Origin of the sequence: Streptomyces sp. NPDC091682, from assembly GCF_044756625.1 — a bacterium.
In the GTDB taxonomy this organism is placed as follows: domain Bacteria; phylum Actinomycetota; class Actinomycetes; order Streptomycetales; family Streptomycetaceae; genus Streptomyces.
The window spans coordinates 235902-252095 of the sequence record NZ_JBIVTH010000004.1; the positions used below are offsets into that span (position 1 = coordinate 235902).

General features: G+C 71.2%; 13 protein-coding genes and 2 tRNA genes. 10 read left to right on the forward strand and 5 right to left on the reverse strand.

The window, feature by feature from the left end:
• Window positions 1-57 precede the first annotated feature (57 nt).
• The 8 genes from recF (at window position 58) to ACIQK6_RS11760 (ending at window position 9233) form a co-directional block, all read left to right on the forward strand.
• Window positions 58-1194 carry a DNA replication/repair protein RecF gene (gene recF, locus ACIQK6_RS11725; RefSeq protein ID WP_402694723.1) on the forward strand — a complete coding sequence of 379 codons (1137 nt, stop codon included), beginning with the start codon at window positions 58-60 and terminating at the stop codon, window positions 1192-1194.
• Window positions 1191-1724, forward strand: a complete 534-nt coding sequence (locus ACIQK6_RS11730) for a DUF721 domain-containing protein (RefSeq protein WP_329100192.1) — start codon at window positions 1191-1193, stop codon at window positions 1722-1724. Before recF ends, ACIQK6_RS11730 begins: the two co-directional genes overlap by 4 nt.
• Window positions 1725-2004: 280 nt before the next feature.
• Window positions 2005-4029, forward strand: coding sequence for a DNA topoisomerase (ATP-hydrolyzing) subunit B (gene gyrB / locus ACIQK6_RS11735; RefSeq protein WP_328789648.1), 2025 nt, complete (start codon window positions 2005-2007; stop codon window positions 4027-4029).
• Between the two features lie 43 nt (window positions 4030-4072).
• Window positions 4073-6700, forward strand: a complete 2628-nt coding sequence (gyrA, locus tag ACIQK6_RS11740) for a DNA gyrase subunit A (RefSeq protein ID WP_402694724.1) — start codon at window positions 4073-4075, stop codon at window positions 6698-6700.
• A gap of 3 nt (window positions 6701-6703) precedes the next feature.
• Window positions 6704-7336, forward strand: a complete 633-nt coding sequence (locus tag ACIQK6_RS11745) for a DUF3566 domain-containing protein (RefSeq protein WP_329100190.1) — start codon at window positions 6704-6706, stop codon at window positions 7334-7336.
• A gap of 117 nt (window positions 7337-7453) precedes the next feature.
• Window positions 7454-7527: transfer RNA gene (locus ACIQK6_RS11750), tRNA-Ile, on the forward strand.
• 144 nt (window positions 7528-7671) lie between these two features.
• Window positions 7672-7806 (forward strand): DLW-39 family protein, encoded by a 135-nt coding sequence (locus ACIQK6_RS11755; protein ID WP_208809277.1) that lies wholly within the window; start codon window positions 7672-7674, stop codon window positions 7804-7806.
• Window positions 7807-7928: 122 nt separating this feature from the next.
• Window positions 7929-9233, forward strand: a complete 1305-nt coding sequence (locus tag ACIQK6_RS11760; RefSeq protein WP_329100189.1) for a hypothetical protein — start codon at window positions 7929-7931, stop codon at window positions 9231-9233.
• Here the strand turns inward: ACIQK6_RS11760 and ACIQK6_RS11765 are convergent.
• Together ACIQK6_RS11765 and ACIQK6_RS11770 are read right to left on the reverse strand one after the other, a co-directional pair.
• Window positions 9220-10497, reverse strand: a complete 1278-nt coding sequence (locus ACIQK6_RS11765) for a serine/threonine-protein kinase (RefSeq protein WP_329100188.1) — start codon at window positions 10495-10497, stop codon at window positions 9220-9222. The two genes, ACIQK6_RS11760 and ACIQK6_RS11765, sit on opposite strands and share 14 nt — an antisense overlap.
• A gap of 50 nt (window positions 10498-10547) precedes the next feature.
• A complete protein-coding gene (locus ACIQK6_RS11770; protein ID WP_329100187.1) occupies window positions 10548-11096 on the reverse strand; it encodes a DNA-binding protein in 549 nt (182 codons plus the stop codon).
• Window positions 11097-11258: 162 nt separating this feature from the next.
• Here ACIQK6_RS11770 and ACIQK6_RS11775 point away from each other — a divergent pair.
• Window positions 11259-11331 (forward strand) — tRNA-Ala (locus ACIQK6_RS11775).
• A gap of 69 nt (window positions 11332-11400) precedes the next feature.
• Here the strand turns inward: ACIQK6_RS11775 and ACIQK6_RS11780 are convergent.
• Together ACIQK6_RS11780 and ACIQK6_RS11785 are read right to left on the reverse strand one after the other, a co-directional pair.
• Window positions 11401-12177 (reverse strand): MGMT family protein, encoded by a 777-nt coding sequence (locus ACIQK6_RS11780; RefSeq protein WP_402694725.1) that lies wholly within the window; start codon window positions 12175-12177, stop codon window positions 11401-11403.
• On the reverse strand, window positions 12174-12836 hold the full coding sequence (locus tag ACIQK6_RS11785; RefSeq protein WP_329100185.1) for an RNA polymerase sigma factor: 663 nt from the start codon (window positions 12834-12836) through the stop codon (window positions 12174-12176). Before ACIQK6_RS11785 ends, ACIQK6_RS11780 begins: the two co-directional genes overlap by 4 nt.
• Before the next feature lie 480 nt (window positions 12837-13316).
• On the opposite strand from ACIQK6_RS11785, the gene ACIQK6_RS11790 reads away from it, so the two are divergent.
• Entirely contained in the window at window positions 13317-15503 is a 2187-nt protein-coding gene (locus ACIQK6_RS11790) for a BTAD domain-containing putative transcriptional regulator (protein WP_402694726.1), read from the forward strand.
• 29 nt (window positions 15504-15532) lie between these two features.
• Here the strand turns inward: ACIQK6_RS11790 and ACIQK6_RS11795 are convergent, their stop codons facing one another.
• Complete coding sequence (locus ACIQK6_RS11795; protein ID WP_329100183.1) at window positions 15533-16189, reverse strand: LysE family transporter; 657 nt, start codon at window positions 16187-16189, stop codon at window positions 15533-15535.
• Window positions 16190-16194 lie beyond the last annotated feature (5 nt).

The following is a 16194-nucleotide window of genomic DNA, read 5'->3' on the forward strand; positions in this document are numbered from 1 at the left end:
ACCACAGCGGTACAGCACCACAGCGAGTAGTTGGAAGCCGGGGGAGGTCGGCGCCGTATGCACGTTTCGCATCTCTCATTGGCCGACTTCCGCTCGTACGCCCGGGCCGAGGTTCCCCTCGACCCGGGCGTCACCGCTTTCGTGGGCCCCAACGGCCAGGGGAAGACCAACCTCGTCGAGGCGATCGGCTACCTCGCGACCCTCGGCAGCCACCGGGTCTCCTCGGACGCCCCGCTCGTGCGGATGGGCGCGGACCGGGCGATCATCCGCGCGGCCGTCACCCAGGGCGAGCGGCAGCAGCTGGTGGAACTGGAGCTCAACCCCGGCCGGGCGAACCGGGCCCGGATCAACCGGTCCTCGCAGGTCAGGCCGCGGGACGTGCTGGGGATCATACGAACGGTGCTGTTCGCGCCGGAGGACCTGGCCCTGGTCAAGGGCGACCCGGGCGAGCGGCGGCGGTTCCTGGACGAGCTGGTCACGGCGCGCTCGCCGCGGATGGCCGCGGTCCGCTCCGACTACGAGCGGGTGCTCAAGCAGCGCAACACCTTGCTGAAGTCGGCGGCGATGGCCCGCCGGCACGGCGGCCGCTCCCTGGACCTCTCCACCCTCGACGTGTGGGACCAGCACCTCGCCCGCGCGGGTGCGGAGCTGCTAGCGCAGCGGCTGGATCTGATCGCGACCCTGCTGCCCCTGGCGGACAAGGCCTACGAGCAGCTCGCGCCCGGCGGCGGCCCGCTCGGGCTGACCTACAAGTCCTCGGCCGGCGAGCCGGTGGACAGCGGCGCGGCGCGCACCCGCGAGGCCCTCTACGAGGTGCTGCTGGCCGCGCTGGCCGAAGTGCGCAAGCAGGAGATCGAGCGCGGCGTCACCCTGGTCGGCCCGCACCGCGACGACGTGGTGCTGCGGCTCGGGGAGCTGCCCGCGAAGGGGTACGCGAGCCACGGGGAGTCGTGGTCGTACGCGCTCGCGCTGCGGCTGGCCTCCTACGAGCTGCTGCGCTCGGAGGGCAGCGAGCCGGTGCTGATCCTCGACGACGTCTTCGCCGAGCTGGACGCGCGGCGCCGGGAGCGACTGGCGGAGCTGGTGGCCCCGGGCGAGCAGGTCCTGGTGACGGCGGCGGTCGACGACGACGTCCCGGGGGTGCTGGTGGGGACGCGGTTCGGGGTGTCCGGCGGTGAGGTGACCCGGCTGTGAACGAGCACGCCAAGGACCCGCAGGAGGGTCGCAGGACCCCGGAGCCCTCCGGGGTGGACCTCGCGCGCCAGGCCCTCGCGGCGGCGCGCGAGCAGGCGCGGGCCCGGGGCAACGCGGCCGGCGGGAAGAAGCGCCAGCAGCCGGGGCTGCGCTCGGGAGCCCGTGCGGACGGCCGGGACCCGATGCCGCTCATGGCGGCGCTGGACCGGCTGCGCACCGAACGCGGCTGGGAGATGCCGATGGCGGTGGCGGGCGTGATGGAGCGCTGGCCGGAGATCGTCGGCCCGGAGATCGCGGCCCACTGTGAACCGGAACGCTACGAGGACCGTGAGCTTGTCGTGCGGTGCGATTCCTCGGCGTGGGCGGCTCAGCTGAAGCTGCTGGCTCCGCAGCTGGTCGCGCGGCTGAACGCGGATCTGGGGCAGGGCACCGTACGCCTGATCAAGGTCCAGGGGCCCGGCGGACGGCCGAAGGGCTACGGGCCGTGGCGGGCGCCGGGCAGCAAGGGACCGGGCGACACCTACGGGTGAGTAGCCGGTCCGGCGGGTGGTGTCCCTCACGGTAGTCGGAGGTTGACAGCCCGAAGGGCTGGATGCCCGTGTGAGCCTCTTTGAGCCCCTCCCCGGATGTGGGGAGTCGGAGAGAGGAGGTTCAGGGCGGCACATGCGGACTCAGGTACCGGCAAACCCCCATTCATGTCCGTGGTACCGGTAGACTGAAGCGAATCCCGCCCGTTCGCGGGATCACGCAGACAACGCAGATCGACGCGGCCGCTCCCGCTGGCGCACTTGCTGGTCCGGGATACGGGCTGTGCTGTGCCAGAAAGGGCGCTTCGTGGCCGATTCCGGCGACTCCAACGAGAAGAATTACGACGCCAGTGCGATCCAGGTCCTCGAGGGCCTGGACGCGGTCCGCAAGCGGCCGGGTATGTACATCGGCTCGACGGGTGAGCGTGGTCTGCACCACCTCGTCTACGAGGTCGTCGACAACTCGGTCGACGAGGCGCTGGCCGGGCACGCGGACACCATCGACGTGACGATCCTCGCCGACGGTGGGGTGCGCGTGATCGACAACGGTCGCGGCATCCCGGTCGGCATCGTTCCGTCCGAGGGCAAGCCGGCCGTCGAGGTCGTCCTGACGGTCCTGCACGCGGGCGGCAAGTTCGGTGGCGGCGGCTACGCCGTCTCCGGTGGTCTGCACGGCGTCGGCGTGTCCGTCGTGAACGCCCTGTCGACCAAGGTCGCGGTCGAGGTCAAGACGGACGGCCACCGCTGGACGCAGGACTACAAGCTGGGCGTGCCGACGGCCCCGCTGGCCAAGAACGAGGAGACGGAGAAGACCGGCACCTCGGTCACCTTCTGGGCCGACGGCGACATCTTCGAGACGACCGAGTACTCCTTCGAGACGCTGTCGCGGCGCTTCCAGGAGATGGCCTTCCTCAACAAGGGCCTGACCCTGTCGCTGACCGATGAGCGCGAGTCGGCGAAGGCCACCGCGGGCGCCGACGACCCGGACGCGGACGCGGCCGAGCCCCAGGCGCGCACGGTGAAGTACTACTACGAGGGCGGCATCGTCGACTTCGTGAAGTACCTCAACTCGCGCAAGGGCGAGCTCATCCACCCGACCGTCATCGACGTCGAGGCCGAGGACAAGGAGCGGATGCTCTCGGTCGAGATCGCGATGCAGTGGAACTCGCAGTACACGGAGGGCGTCTACTCCTTCGCGAACACGATCCACACGCACGAGGGCGGTACGCACGAGGAGGGCTTCCGGGCCGCGCTGACGGGTCTGGTGAACCGTTACGCGCGCGACAAGAAGCTGCTGCGCGAGAAGGACGACAACCTCGCCGGCGAGGACATCCGCGAGGGTCTGACGGCGATCATCTCGGTCAAGCTGGGCGAGCCCCAGTTCGAGGGCCAGACGAAGACCAAGCTGGGCAACACCGAGGCCAAGACCTTCGTGCAGAAGGTCGTCCACGAGCACCTCAACGACTGGTTCGACCGCAACCCGGTCGAGGCCGCGGACATCATCCGCAAGTCGATCCAGGCGGCCACGGCGCGCGTCGCGGCCCGCAAGGCCCGTGACCTCACCCGTCGCAAGGGTCTGCTGGAGAGCGCCTCGCTGCCGGGCAAGCTGTCCGACTGCCAGTCGAACGACCCGACCAAGTGCGAGATCTTCATCGTCGAGGGCGACTCGGCCGGTGGCTCCGCGAAGTCCGGCCGCAACCCGATGTACCAGGCCATCCTGCCCATCCGCGGCAAGATCCTGAACGTCGAGAAGGCCCGTATCGACAAGATCCTGCAGAACACCGAGGTCCAGGCGCTGATCAGCGCCTTCGGCACCGGTGTGCACGAGGACTTCGACATCGAGAAGCTCCGCTATCACAAGATCATCTTGATGGCGGACGCCGACGTCGACGGTCAGCACATCAACACCCTGCTGCTGACCTTCCTCTTCCGCTTCATGCGGCCGCTGGTCGAGGCCGGTCACGTGTACCTGTCGCGCCCGCCCCTCTACAAGATCAAGTGGGGCCGGGACGACTTCGAGTACGCGTACTCGGACCGCGAGCGCGATGCGCTGGTGGAGCTCGGCAAGCAGAACGGCAAGCGGATCAAGGAAGACTCGATCCAGCGCTTCAAGGGTCTGGGCGAGATGAACGCCGAGGAGCTGCGGGTCACCACCATGGACGTGGACCACCGCGTCCTCGGCCAGGTCACCCTCGACGACGCGGCGCAGGCCGACGACCTGTTCTCGGTGCTGATGGGTGAGGACGTCGAGGCGCGGCGCTCCTTCATCCAGCGCAACGCCAAGGACGTCCGCTTCCTCGACATCTGAGTCGGCTCCGCTGACCGCCGCCTGAAAGGATTTCTGACCAGCAATGGCCGACGAAACCACCCCCACCGCAGAGAACGCCGAGAACACTGCGGAGGAGCAGCCCGTGCTGCGCATCGAGCCCGTCGGGCTCGAGACGGAGATGCAGCGCTCCTACCTCGACTACGCGATGTCCGTCATCGTCTCGCGCGCCCTGCCGGACGTGCGCGACGGCCTCAAGCCGGTGCACCGCCGCGTGCTGTACGCGATGTACGACGGCGGCTACCGGCCCGAGAAGGGCTTCTACAAGTGCGCCCGCGTCGTCGGCGACGTCATGGGCACCTACCACCCGCACGGTGACAGCTCGATCTACGACGCCCTGGTCCGCCTGGCCCAGCCGTGGTCGATGCGCATGCCGCTCGTGGACTCCAACGGCAACTTCGGCTCCCCGGGCAACGACCCGGCGGCCGCGATGCGCTACACCGAGTGCAAGCTCATGCCGCTGGCCATGGAGATGCTCCGGGACATCGACGAGGAGACCGTCGACTTCCAGGACAACTACGACGGCCGCAACCAGGAGCCCACCGTCCTGCCGGCGCGCTTCCCGAACCTGCTGGTCAACGGCAGCGCCGGCATCGCGGTCGGCATGGCCACCAACATTCCGCCGCACAACCTCCGCGAGGTCGCGGCCGGTGCCCAGTGGGCGCTGGAGCACCCGGAGGCCACGCACGAGGAGCTCCAGGACGCGCTGATCGAGCGGATCAAGGGCCCGGACTTCCCGTCGGGCGCCCTGGTCGTGGGCCGCAAGGGCATCGAGGAGGCGTACCGGACCGGTCGCGGCTCCATCACGATGCGCGCGGTGGTGGAGGTCGAGGAGATCCAGAACCGCCAGTGCCTGGTGGTCACGGAGCTCCCGTACCAGACCAACCCCGACAACCTCGCGCAGAAGATCGCGGACCTGGTGAAGGACGGCAAGGTCGGCGGCATCGCCGACGTCCGTGACGAGACCTCGTCGCGGACCGGCCAGCGCCTGGTGATCGTGCTCAAGCGCGACGCCGTCGCCAAGGTCGTGCTGAACAACCTCTACAAGCACACCGAGCTGCAGACGAACTTCGGCGCGAACATGCTGGCGCTGGTGGACGGCGTGCCGCGCACGCTGTCGATCGACGCGTTCATCCGTCACTGGGTGACGCACCAGATCGAGGTCATCGTCCGGCGCACGAAGTTCCGCCTGCGCAAGGCGGAGGAGCGCGCCCACATCCTGCGCGGTCTGCTCAAGGCGCTGGACGCGATCGACGAGGTCATCGCCCTCATCCGGCGCAGCAACACGGTCGAGATCGCGCGCGAGGGCCTGATGGGCCTCCTGGAGATCGACGAGATCCAGGCGAACGCGATCCTGGAGATGCAGCTCCGCCGCCTGGCGGCCCTGGAGCGGCAGAAGATCGTCGCCGAGCACGACGAGCTCCAGGCCAAGATCAACGAGTACAACGCCATCCTGGCCTCGGAGGAGCGCCAGCGCTCCATCGTCAGCGAGGAACTGGCGGCGATCGTCGAGAAGTTCGGCGACGACCGGCGTTCCAAGCTGGTGCCCTTCGACGGTGACATGTCCATCGAGGACCTGATCGCCGAAGAGGACATCGTCGTCACGATCACGCACGGCGGCTACGTCAAGCGCACCAAGACCGAGGACTACCGCTCGCAGAAGCGCGGCGGCAAGGGCGTGCGCGGCACCAAGCTGAAGCAGGACGACCTGGTCGACCACTTCTTCGTGTCCACCACGCACCACTGGCTGCTGTTCTTCACGAACAAGGGCCGCGTCTACCGGTCCAAGGCGTACGAGCTGCCGGACGCCGGCCGTGACGCCCGCGGGCAGCACGTCGCGAACCTGCTGGCCTTCCAGCCGGACGAGAAGATCGCCCAGATCCTCGCGATCCGCGACTACGAGGCGGCGCCCTACCTGATCCTGGCCACCAAGGGCGGCCTCGTGAAGAAGACGGCGCTCAAGGACTACGACTCGCCCCGCTCGGGCGGCGTCATCGCCATCAACCTCCGGGAGACCGGCGCCGACGGTGCCGAGGGCACTGCTGACGAGCTGATCGGTGCGGAGCTGGTGTCCGCCGAGGACGACCTGCTGCTGATCAGCAAGAAGGCGCAGTCGATCCGCTTCACGGCGACCGACGACGCGCTGCGCCCGATGGGCCGCGCCACCTCGGGCGTGAAGGGCATGAGTTTCCGTGAAGGTGACGAACTGCTGTCCATGAACGTGGTGAGGCCGGGTACGTTCGTCTTCACCGCGACCGACGGCGGCTACGCCAAGCGGACGCCGGTCGACGAGTACCGCGTCCAGGGCCGTGGCGGTCTGGGCATCAAGGCCGCCAAGATCGTGGAGGACCGCGGCTCGCTCGTCGGAGCGCTCGTGGTCGACGAGAGCGACGAGATTCTCGCCATCACGCTCGGCGGTGGTGTGATTCGCACGCGCGTCAACGAAGTCAGGGAGACCGGCCGTGACACCATGGGCGTCCAGCTGATCAACCTGGGCAAGCGCGATGCCGTGGTCGGCATCGCCCGCAACGCCGAGGCCGGTCAGGAAGCTGACGAGGTCGAGGCCGACGAGAACGACACCGAGGTGGCCGACGGACAGGTCGCCGAGGCAGCCGAGGGCACGCAGCCCTCGGCCGGGGAGCACGAGGAGTAAGTCGTGAGTGGAGCCACGGGCGCCGGACCGGCCAAGACTGGAGCGAACGGTGCCCGTGGCCCTGCCGCGGACTCCCAGGGGGGAACCGTGACGGACACTCGAGGTCCGAAGTCGTCGGTCGGCGCGGACGCCGGCCAGGACAAGCCCGCACAGCCGTACCACCCGCCGCAGGCCTACCCGGCGCCCTCGGGCCCCGGGACGGCGCAGGGCGGCGCGGGGGCGGGCGCGCAGCGCAAGCCGCGTGCGGGGGTCCGTACGGCCCCCCGCACCCGCAAGGCGCGGCTGCGGGTGGCCAAGGCCGACCCGTGGTCGGTCATGAAGGTCAGCTTCCTGCTGTCGATCGCGCTCGGCATCTGCACGATCGTGGCGGCGGCCGTGCTGTGGATGGTCATGGACGCGATGGGCGTCTTCTCGACCGTCGGCGGCACGATCAGCGAGGCGACCGGTTCGAACGAGGGCAACGGCTTCGACCTCCAGTCGTTCCTGTCGCTGCCGCGCGTTCTGATCTTCACGTCGGTCATCGCGGTGATCGACGTGGTGCTGGCGACGGCACTGGCGACGCTGGGCGCGTTCATCTACAACCTGTCGGCGGGCTTCGTCGGCGGTGTGGAGCTCACCCTCGCCGAGGACGAGTAGGCCCTGTGCCGGGCGCCCGTGACGGGTCGGATGACCTGCGCAGACGCCCCCGCACAACGGATTTTGGCCTGACCGGGTCTGTGCGCTAACCTTCAGGAGTCAGCGCGCAGCGCGGATGGGGCTATAGCTCAGTTGGTTAGAGCGCATCCCTGATAAGGATGAGGCCACAGGTTCAAATCCTGTTAGCCCCACAGTGTCGAAGACCCCCAGGCCAAGGCCTGGGGGTCTTCGTCGTTGGGCCAGTTGGTGGACCGCCAGGTCACCGATCGGTATCGGTCGGTGTGTATTGTTGGGCGCCAGAAGTCCCCTACGTCAACGAAAGACGAGGTCGCGCGGTGAAGAAGCTGCTCCTGGTCGCACTGGCCGCCATCGGCGGGCTCCTCGTGTACCGCCAGATCCAGGCGGACCGCGCCGAGCAGGACCTGTGGACGGAGGCAACTGACTCCGTGCCCTCTGGTTCCGGTGTGTGAGACCCAAGGCTGATCCCATGAAGCCCCGGCTGCCGCTGCTGCCGGGGCTTTGTGCTGCTCTGTGACGAAAACTTCCGTTATGTAAAGATTTGACTTGCGCAAGCAAACTCGGGGTGGGCGTGATGGTTCGGGGACGGACGACGGCGTGGGCGGCGGCCCTGAGCATGGTCGCGGGAGCGCCGGGGGTCGCGTACGCCGACGGGGCCGCGCCGGGACCGCTGCCGACCTACCGGGCCGCGGACGGTGCCAAGTCGATCGAGGGCAAGCCCTCCACGGCCGACGCCCCGAAGATCGAGGCCGGGAACGTCTACCGGGACACGCTCGGGCCGGGGGAACGCGTGTACCGGCTCGTCCTCGACCAGGACGGGTCCGACGTCTACGTCTCCGCCGTGGTCCGTCCCGCGGCGGGCGCGAAGGTCTCCGGCGGCGACGGCATCGACGTGGAGATCATGACCACCGCCGGGCGTTCCTGCCCCCGGAGCGGCGGCCGGGCGAACTTCGGCTACGACCCCTACCCGATCGGCGCCGCCGGTGTCCGCCGGGGCGCCGAGGACGAGGACTGCGCGCCCGCGGGCGTGTACTACGCCAAGGTCACGCGGACCTCGGCCAAGGGCTACGACCAGAGCCCCTGGCCGCTGGAGATCAAGGTCCAGCGGGAGCCCGGCCGTGGCCCGGGCGCCCCCACGGCCGCGCCCAGCGGCTGGCCCTCGGGCGCCCCCGTGCTGCCCGGTACCGAGGCGGTGCCCCGCAGTGGCGGCACCGGCTTCAACGACGCCCGCGCCCTCGGCGCCGGCGTGTGGCGCGACGAGATGCGGCCCGGGCAGACCCGCTTCTACCGGGTCCCCCTGGACTGGGGGCAGCAGCTCGGCCTCGGCGCCGAGCTGGCTGCCGCCAAGATGACGAAGAACTACGGATCGGCGTCGGGCGGACTCACCGTCGCCCTCTACAGCCCCTACCGGGGCCTGATCTCCGACAAGGACACCTCGTACGACGGCAAGCAGGCCGGGATCACCCTGGAGAAGACCCCGCCCGTCACGTACGAGAACCGTTTCGCGGGCGCATCGAGCGTGCAGCCCGTCTCCGTCGCGGGCTGGTACTACGTGGCGGTGACCATGGGCGCGAAGGTCGCCGACTTCACCGAGGACGCGGCGCCCGTGCCGCTGACCCTGCGGCTGGACGTCACCGGTACGCCGGCCAAGGCACCCGCGTACACGGAGGGTCCGGCCGCGGAAGGCTTCGGGGTGGGCGACGAGGACCGGGCCGCGGCCAAGGAGGGACTCACCGCACCGGAAGCCGCCGAGGCCGCCGAGCGGCACTCCGCGATGCGGATCGTGGCGGGGGCCGGATTCGGCACCGGGACGGTCCTGCTGCTGGTGCTGGGCGGTTGGACGCTGCTCGGGCGGCGGCGCGGTGCTACAGCTGCGTGAGGGCCCAGACGCCCACGGCGAAGCAGAGCAGCGCCGCGGCGAGCAGGGAGGCCACCGCTTTCGCCGGGGGCGGGGCGATCCCGCCGCCCGCCCGGACCGGCGCCCCGGCGGGGGCCGAGGGGGCCGGCGCAGCCGGCGGCGGCAGGTGGAAGCTGCCCGTCTCCGAGGGGCCGTACGAGGGCACCTGGGACGGGACGGCGGGGGAGGCCGGGACGGCGGCAGCGGCCGGATACGGGGCCGGCGGCGCGGGCCGGGCCGCCGGAGCGGTCCGCGCCGTGGTGCGCGGGTCGGTCCGGACCGGCTCCGCGGGCACGGTCACGGAGGCGGCAGCCGCAGGTGCCGGGGCCTCGGCGGCGGGGGCCTGCGGGGTCCCGGGTGCCGTGTCCGGCGGCCCCTGCGGGCCGAATCCGGGCGGCAGCGGGCCCAGTTGGTCGAACACCTCCACCGGTTCCTCGTCCGGGGCGGGCGGGGGCATCAGCTCCACGGCCTCGGCAAGGGCCTTGCGCGCCCCTGTGGCCGTCCGGAACCGGCTCTGGGGGTCCGGCTGCAGGAGACCGGCGATGACGTCCCAGAGCGGTGCGGGAACGCCTTCGGGGGCGCCCGGGGTGCCCTGCGCGAAGAAGTGCTCCACCAGTGCCCGGGAGTCGGGCTTGCGGCCCTGGAGGAGGTACAGGGCGACCAGCCCCACGGCGAAGAGGTCGGCGGGGAAGTCGGGCTCGGCGCCCAGGAGTTGTTCGGGGGCGAAATAGCCCGGCGTGCCGACCACGAGGTCGGTCTCGGTCAGCCTGGGCTCGCCCTTGCGCATGGAGATGCCGAAGTCGGACAGCCGCAGGTGCGGCCGCCCGGTTCCGGTGGCCTCCATCAAGATGTTGGCCGGTTTGATGTCGCGGTGCACCACGCCTTCGGCGTGCACCGCCGCGAGCCCCGACAGCAGTTGGTCGAGCAGGGCGCACACGAACCGGGGCGGCAGGGGCCCGTAGTCCCCGATCACATGGCCGAGCGAGCCGCCGCCGACCAGGTCCATGGTGAACAGGACCTTGTCGTCGTCGGCCGCCCAGCTGGCCGGAGCCAGTACGTGCGGATGGTCGATCCGCAGCGCCTGCTCCCGTACGAACCGCAGGAGCGTGTGGGCGTCGCTCTGCAGGAGGACCTTCGCGGCCACGTAGCGTCGGCGGCGGTGGTCCCAGGCCCGCCACACGGCACCCGCGCCACCGCGTCCGATCGGATCGATCAGCTCGTACCGACCGGCGAAGACCTCACCCATCGCTGCGCCCGTCCCCCGTCACCCGTCGTTCGTCGTACGCCCCGTGCGTGTCAGTTCTGGTGGGCCTCGTAGTGGGCGACCGCGTCGGCGGTGCGGCCCGCGCCGTACACCCGGAGGAACTCTGCCAGTTCCGGGTGGCTGGGGGCGAGGGTGTTCGCCGCGTCGATGATGTCGCCGGCCGCGGAGACCGAGCGCAGCAGCGACTGGATCTCGCGGACGACCCGCTTGACCGTGGGCGCGCCGGAACTGGTGGTGGTCTGACCGCTGTTGCTGAGGACGGAGCCCCCCTGGGTCCTCTTGATCTCGTCCATCCGGTCGGTGGCCTCCCCCGCGCTGACGCTTCCGTCGGCCACCTGGCCGGCGAGATCCTGGAGGGCCTGGACGCGCTGGACCACGGCCGGGTTCCCGATCTTGGCGCGCTGGCCGCTCATCAGCTGGGACAGCATGGGCGCCGACAGTCCGAGGACGGCAGCGAGGCGGGCCTGGTTCAAGCCGAGGTCATCTATGAGCCGGCGGAAGAGCGCTCCCAGCGGCTCCCCGTACCAACTGCGCTGAAGCTCTCTGGCTCTGGCCGTGGCCTCTTGTTGTACTGCGTCCACTCTTACCTCTCCCCTTCGCTGGTGCGAACCTCGCCAGCATCTTACGGAGAGTGGTCGCACGGCGGGAGTCCCTATCATTTTGCGAGATGAGGGGGTACACCCGGTACTCTGTTCTGCGGAACGACCACACCTCCCGGACGGGACGGGTGCGTCCACTTCCATGGGGCCTTAGCTCAGTTGGTAGAGCGCTGCCTTTGCAAGGCAGATGTCAGGAGTTCGAATCTCCTAGGCTCCACCTCGTAAATGCCCTCCGACCTGCGGAAACGCGGCCTCGGAGGGCATTTTTCATGCCCGTCGATGGGGGTCAGACGACGGCCGGCCGGCAGCTGAGGCAGCCCCGGAACCCGGCGGCGGACGCCTCGTCGGCCGAGGTGAAGGGCACCTCGTGGCGGGTGGTGATGCGGCGCGCGTGCGCGCACGTCGGGTAGCAGAAGATCCGTGTGGTGCCGCTGCCCAGGAACCGGGCGCCGGCCCGCACGAACCGTTCCACCCGCTCGGCGTCCACCCCCTCCCACTCGCGCAGCCGCCGTTCGAACCCGGCCGGCAGCCCGCAGTCCGCCGGGAGCCCGTCGTCCGTGCACAGCCGGTGCGCGGGCACGAGCACGGGGACGGGATTGGCCCGGACGGCCGCCACGACCGTCTCGGGTGCGAGACCCGGCATTCCGGCTTCGCGGGCCAGCCAGGCCGCCGGACGGAGCTGCCCGAACGGGATGGCCCGGGTGGCTTGCAGGACGGCGCGCTGTTCGTCGGCGAGCGGCCCGAACGCGTAGCGCAGGGTCCGGTCCCGGCCGCGCAGGGCCCGTGCCAGACCCGGCGGGGGCTTGATCCCGGAGAGCACCGACCGCCCGGTCCGGGCCCGGTAGGAGTCCTCGAACGCCCGGTCGTCGTCGTACCAGTCGGTGGCGGCGGCGCCGGTCACCGCGCCCCGCCCGTGGGCGACGTAGAGGGGGCCGACCGGGGAGTCGGCCCGCACGTAGCAGTCGTAGCGATGTGCCGGAACGCCCACGCGGTCCAGCACGCGCGCCGCGAACCCCGCGGGTGCCGCCTCGCGCAACGTGTCCAACTCGTCCGGCAGTCTCATTCCGTCGCCTCCTTCCTTTCCTTCCGGGCCGGTTCGTGTGCCGTCTTCGCCGTCGTTCCCCCGGCCGGCGCCCCGGCCGCTTCGTACGTCGCGAGGTCGGCGGCCAGGCCGGGCTCCGCGCGCAGGGCGGCCAGGCCCCGCGACACCTGGGCCTTCACCGTGCCGACCGGGCAGTCCAGGATCCCGGCCACCTCCTGGTAGCTCAGCTCGCCGATGTGCCGCAGGACCACGGGCAGTCGGTGGTGGTCCGGGAGGCCGGACAGAGCGGCCACCAGCCGGGCCCGGCGGGCCCCGTCGAGCGCGAGCTGTTCCGGCCCGGGGGAGCCGTCCGGGAGTTCGACGGCCGTGACTTCGATGCCGTCGGCGACGCCGGGCCGCCGGCTCAGGGTGCGGACGTGGTTGCGCCACACGTTCGCGGCGATGGTCAACAGCCAGGCGCGCGGCTGGAGCTGCCCGCGGCGCTCGGGCGGGTAGTCGCGCAGGGCGGAGTAGGCGCGCAGGAACGTTTCCTGGCCCAGGTCGTCGGCGTCCCGCGCGGAGCCGGACAGACGCAGCAGGACGGCGCGCACGGTACTGGCCTGGGTGCGTACGAGTTCGGTGAACCCGTCGTCCAGGTCGGTCGCGAGCAGTTCCGTCAGTGGCAGAGTCGTCTCGTCCATCCCCCTTGTGAACACCGGCCCGCTTGAGAACGTTGCACCTCACGCGAGAATCCTTTTGCTTTGCCCGCCATTCGTATTCGGCGTGATATCCAGTTCCCTTTATGTCATCCGCATATCGGACGCTCCGGATTGATCTTCCCGGGTCCGTCGGAGATCACACTCCCGTGGACCATGAGGGGATCGGCTATTTCCCGCCAGCTGGCCGATATTCGCGGGGTTGCGAAAGCCGGAGGTAACAAGGGGTGCGATGCGGTCGCTGCGGAACAAAGGGGGCTGAGCCCCTTGACCAGTGGTCGCACCGCGAAGCTAGAGTTGCGGACGAGCTGTGGCGCTCGGCTGGGTCGCTCACGGTTCTTAGCTCAAGATCCGGCGAGGTCTCGGGGGAGGCGTGGTGGCGACCGTTCTGCCCACGGCAATGGAAAAACGATTCACAAGACGTTTACTTCCTGTATTCCTTTCGGCCGTACCCGCATTCCGGACATGATGGGGAACCCCGTCCGCGGCACCCCGACCGCGGACGAAGACTTAGGCGGCGGCAGCTGGTCGTTCGGCGAACGACTGCTCTCGTTCCGGGGACGGGAGGGACTGACACAGCGCGAGCTGGCGGAACGCGCCGGGGTGAGCGTGCGGGTCCTGCGGGACATCGAGCACGGCCGGGTGCACCGGCCCCAGACGCGGACCGTGCGGCTGCTGGCCCGCGTGCTGGGTCTCGACGCGGACACCGCACGGCAGTTGGCGCCGCCCGCGCGTGAGGTCGTACGCCCGGGGAGCCAGCGGCTCCACATCGGCATCCTCGGCCCGCTGTCCGTCCGCTACCGCGGTGTCGAGGCCCACATCCACGCGGCCAAGGTGCGGCGCCTGCTGGCCCTGCTCGCCCTGCGGTACCCCGAGGCGGCCGGACTGGGGGAGATCACGCACGCGCTGTGGCCGAAGGACCCGCCGCGTTCGTACCAGAACCTCGTGCACACCTACGTCAGCCAGGCACGCCGGGTGCTGTTGCTCCCCGGTGCCCAGGCGGGGACACCGGCCCCCTCGTTCCTGGCGCGCACGCACACGGGCTACGTGCTGGAACTGGAGCGCGACCAGGTCGACCTGACCCAGTTTCAGGACCTGTGGGCACGGGCGCGGCAGGCGCACGGGGCCGGGGACGCGGAAGCCGCCCACGAGCTGGCCGAACGCGCCTACGGCTGCTGGCGCGGCCCGCTGCTGGCCGGCGAGCCGCTGCTGCCGCACCATCCCGCCGCCATGGCGGCCGCCCGGCAGCGGGTCGAGAGCCTGCTGCTCTACACGGACCTCTCCCTGCAGGTGCGGCGGCCCGAGCGGGTGCTGGGGGCCCTGCGCGGTGCCACGGAGGAGGAACCGCTGCACGAAGGACTCCAGGCCCGGCTGATGCTGGTGCTGGCCAGCTGCGGGGAGCAGCGGGAGGCCTTGAAGACCTACTCCGAGGTGGCCCGCGGGCTCGACCGGGAGCTCGGCGTCCAGCCGGGTGACGAACTGCGCCGCGCTCACCTGCGGATCCTGCACCAGCAGCTGCCGTGGCCGCGGACGGGACCGGCGGCCGCGTGGGCCGCGTTCGACGTGCCGGCCGCGCCCCCGGCCCGGCCGGTCGGGCCCCCGCCGAGGCCCCGGCCGTCGCAGACGCCGGCGGCGAGCACGGGCTTCGTCGGCCGCGCCGCCGAGTTGAAACGGCTGGACCGGCTGCTCCTGCCCACCGGCGAGCGGGTCGGGCAGGTTCCGGCCGTGCTGGTCACGGGTTTTCCCGGGGTGGGCAAGACGGCACTGGCCGTGCGCTGGGCGCACCGGGTGCGCGAACGCTTTCCCGACGGGCAGCTGTACGTGGACCTGCACGGGTACGCCGACCGGCGGGCGCTGCACCCGCAGGAGGCCCTCGCCTCGTTCCTGCGCGCCCTGGGCGTCCCCGACGCGGAGCTCCCCCGGTCCCTCGACGAAGCCGCGAACCTGTACCGCACCCTGCTGTCGGACCGGCGGATGCTGATCGTGTTGGACAACGCCCGCGAGGAGAGCCAGATCCGGCCGCTCGTTCCGGGCGCGGCCGGCTGTGCGGTCCTCGTCACCAGCCGCGACACCCTGCCGGGACTGGTGGCCCGGGACGGTGTGCTGCGGCTCGACCTCGACGTGCTCGGCGAGGACGAGGCGCTCACCCTGCTGTCCCGGCTGCTGCGCAGCGGGCGGGTGGACGCCGAACCGCTGGCCGCGCGGGCGCTGAACCGGCGGTGCGGAGGTCTGCCACTGGCGATCCGGCTGCTCGCGGCCCGTCTGGAGGAGCATCCCCGGGTCGGGGTCGCCCAGCTCTGCGTGGAGTTGCAGGAGGCCGGGGCGTTCCGGGAGCTGCCGGTCGAGACGGACGACCTGTTCACCGCGGTCAACGCGGCGTTCGAACTCTCCTACGCGGCCCTGCCGGAGCCCCTGCGCCGGTGGTTCCGGCTGTTCGCGCGGACCGAGGGACGGCTCGTCAGCAGCTACGCCATGGCGGACCTGGCGGGCACGACCACGCTGGAGGCGACGCGCGCACTGCGCCGGCTCGTCGGCGTGAGCCTGCTCCGGGAGTGCGCGCCCCACCGGTTCTCCCTCCCCGCTCCGTTGCTGCGCTACGCGCGCGGACTGGCGCTGCGGGAGGACGCGCAGTGCCCGCTGCGGTCGGTGTGACCGCAGCGGGGCACGGGCGGGCGGCCGGGTCACCCGCCGAGTGCCAGCCGGACGGCGAAGAGCCCGAACACGACGGCGGTGAGGCCGTCGGTGATCCGTAGCACCCGCGGGGACCGCAGGTGCGGGGCGAGCCGGTGGACCAGCCTCATCCAGATGAGGAGCCAGAGCAGCCCCAGGGCCAGGTAGCAGGCGGCCAGCAGCGGGACGCCGATCTCGGGGGCGGTGCCCGCGGGCACGAACTGGGGCAGGAAGGCCATCAGGAAGATGCCCACCTTGGGATTGGACCCGGTGCACAGCAGGCCCTGCCCGAAGGCCTGGCGCACCGAGGGGCCGGCGTTGCCGGCTGCCCTTCCGGGTACAGGGGGGCCGGCGGGCGGTTGACCCGTCGCGTGCGCGGGGACCGCGACCGTGGCCTTCGGCGGCGGCGCCGGGGCGCCGGTGCCGGCTCGGCCGGTGGCCCGCCGCAGGGCGAGCACGGCCCAGCCGAGCAGTACGACCGCGCCGGCCCAGCGGAAGGCGGCGAAGAGCCCCGGGCTCGCCGCGAGGAGCGCGGCCAGCCCGGCCGCGCCGAGCCCGGCCTGGACGGCCCCCGCGGTGATCATGCCGAGCGCGGCGGCGGTGGCCACCCGCAGGGAGCCGTTCAGCACCAGGTTGGTGATCATGACGAGATCGGGCCCGGGCGTCATGATCA

Bases quoted from the DNA above. Each gene is read 5' to 3' on its own strand.
- recF (WP_402694723.1), top strand. From the start codon at position 58: ATGCACGTTTCGCATCTCTCATTGGCCGACTTCCGCTCGTACGCCCGG.
- ACIQK6_RS11760 (WP_329100189.1), top strand. From the start codon at position 7,929: ATGGTTCGGGGACGGACGACGGCGTGGGCGGCGGCCCTGAGCATGGTC.
- ACIQK6_RS11785 (WP_329100185.1), bottom strand. From the start codon at position 12,836: ATGGACGAGACGACTCTGCCACTGACGGAACTGCTCGCGACCGACCTG.
- ACIQK6_RS11780 (WP_402694725.1), bottom strand. From the start codon at position 12,177: ATGAGACTGCCGGACGAGTTGGACACGTTGCGCGAGGCGGCACCCGCG.
- ACIQK6_RS11795 (WP_329100183.1), bottom strand. From the start codon at position 16,189: ATGACGCCCGGGCCCGATCTCGTCATGATCACCAACCTGGTGCTGAAC.
- gyrA (WP_402694724.1), top strand. From the start codon at position 4,073: ATGGCCGACGAAACCACCCCCACCGCAGAGAACGCCGAGAACACTGCG.
- ACIQK6_RS11765 (WP_329100188.1), bottom strand. From the start codon at position 10,497: ATGGGTGAGGTCTTCGCCGGTCGGTACGAGCTGATCGATCCGATCGGA.
- ACIQK6_RS11790 (WP_402694726.1), top strand. From the start codon at position 13,317: ATGATGGGGAACCCCGTCCGCGGCACCCCGACCGCGGACGAAGACTTA.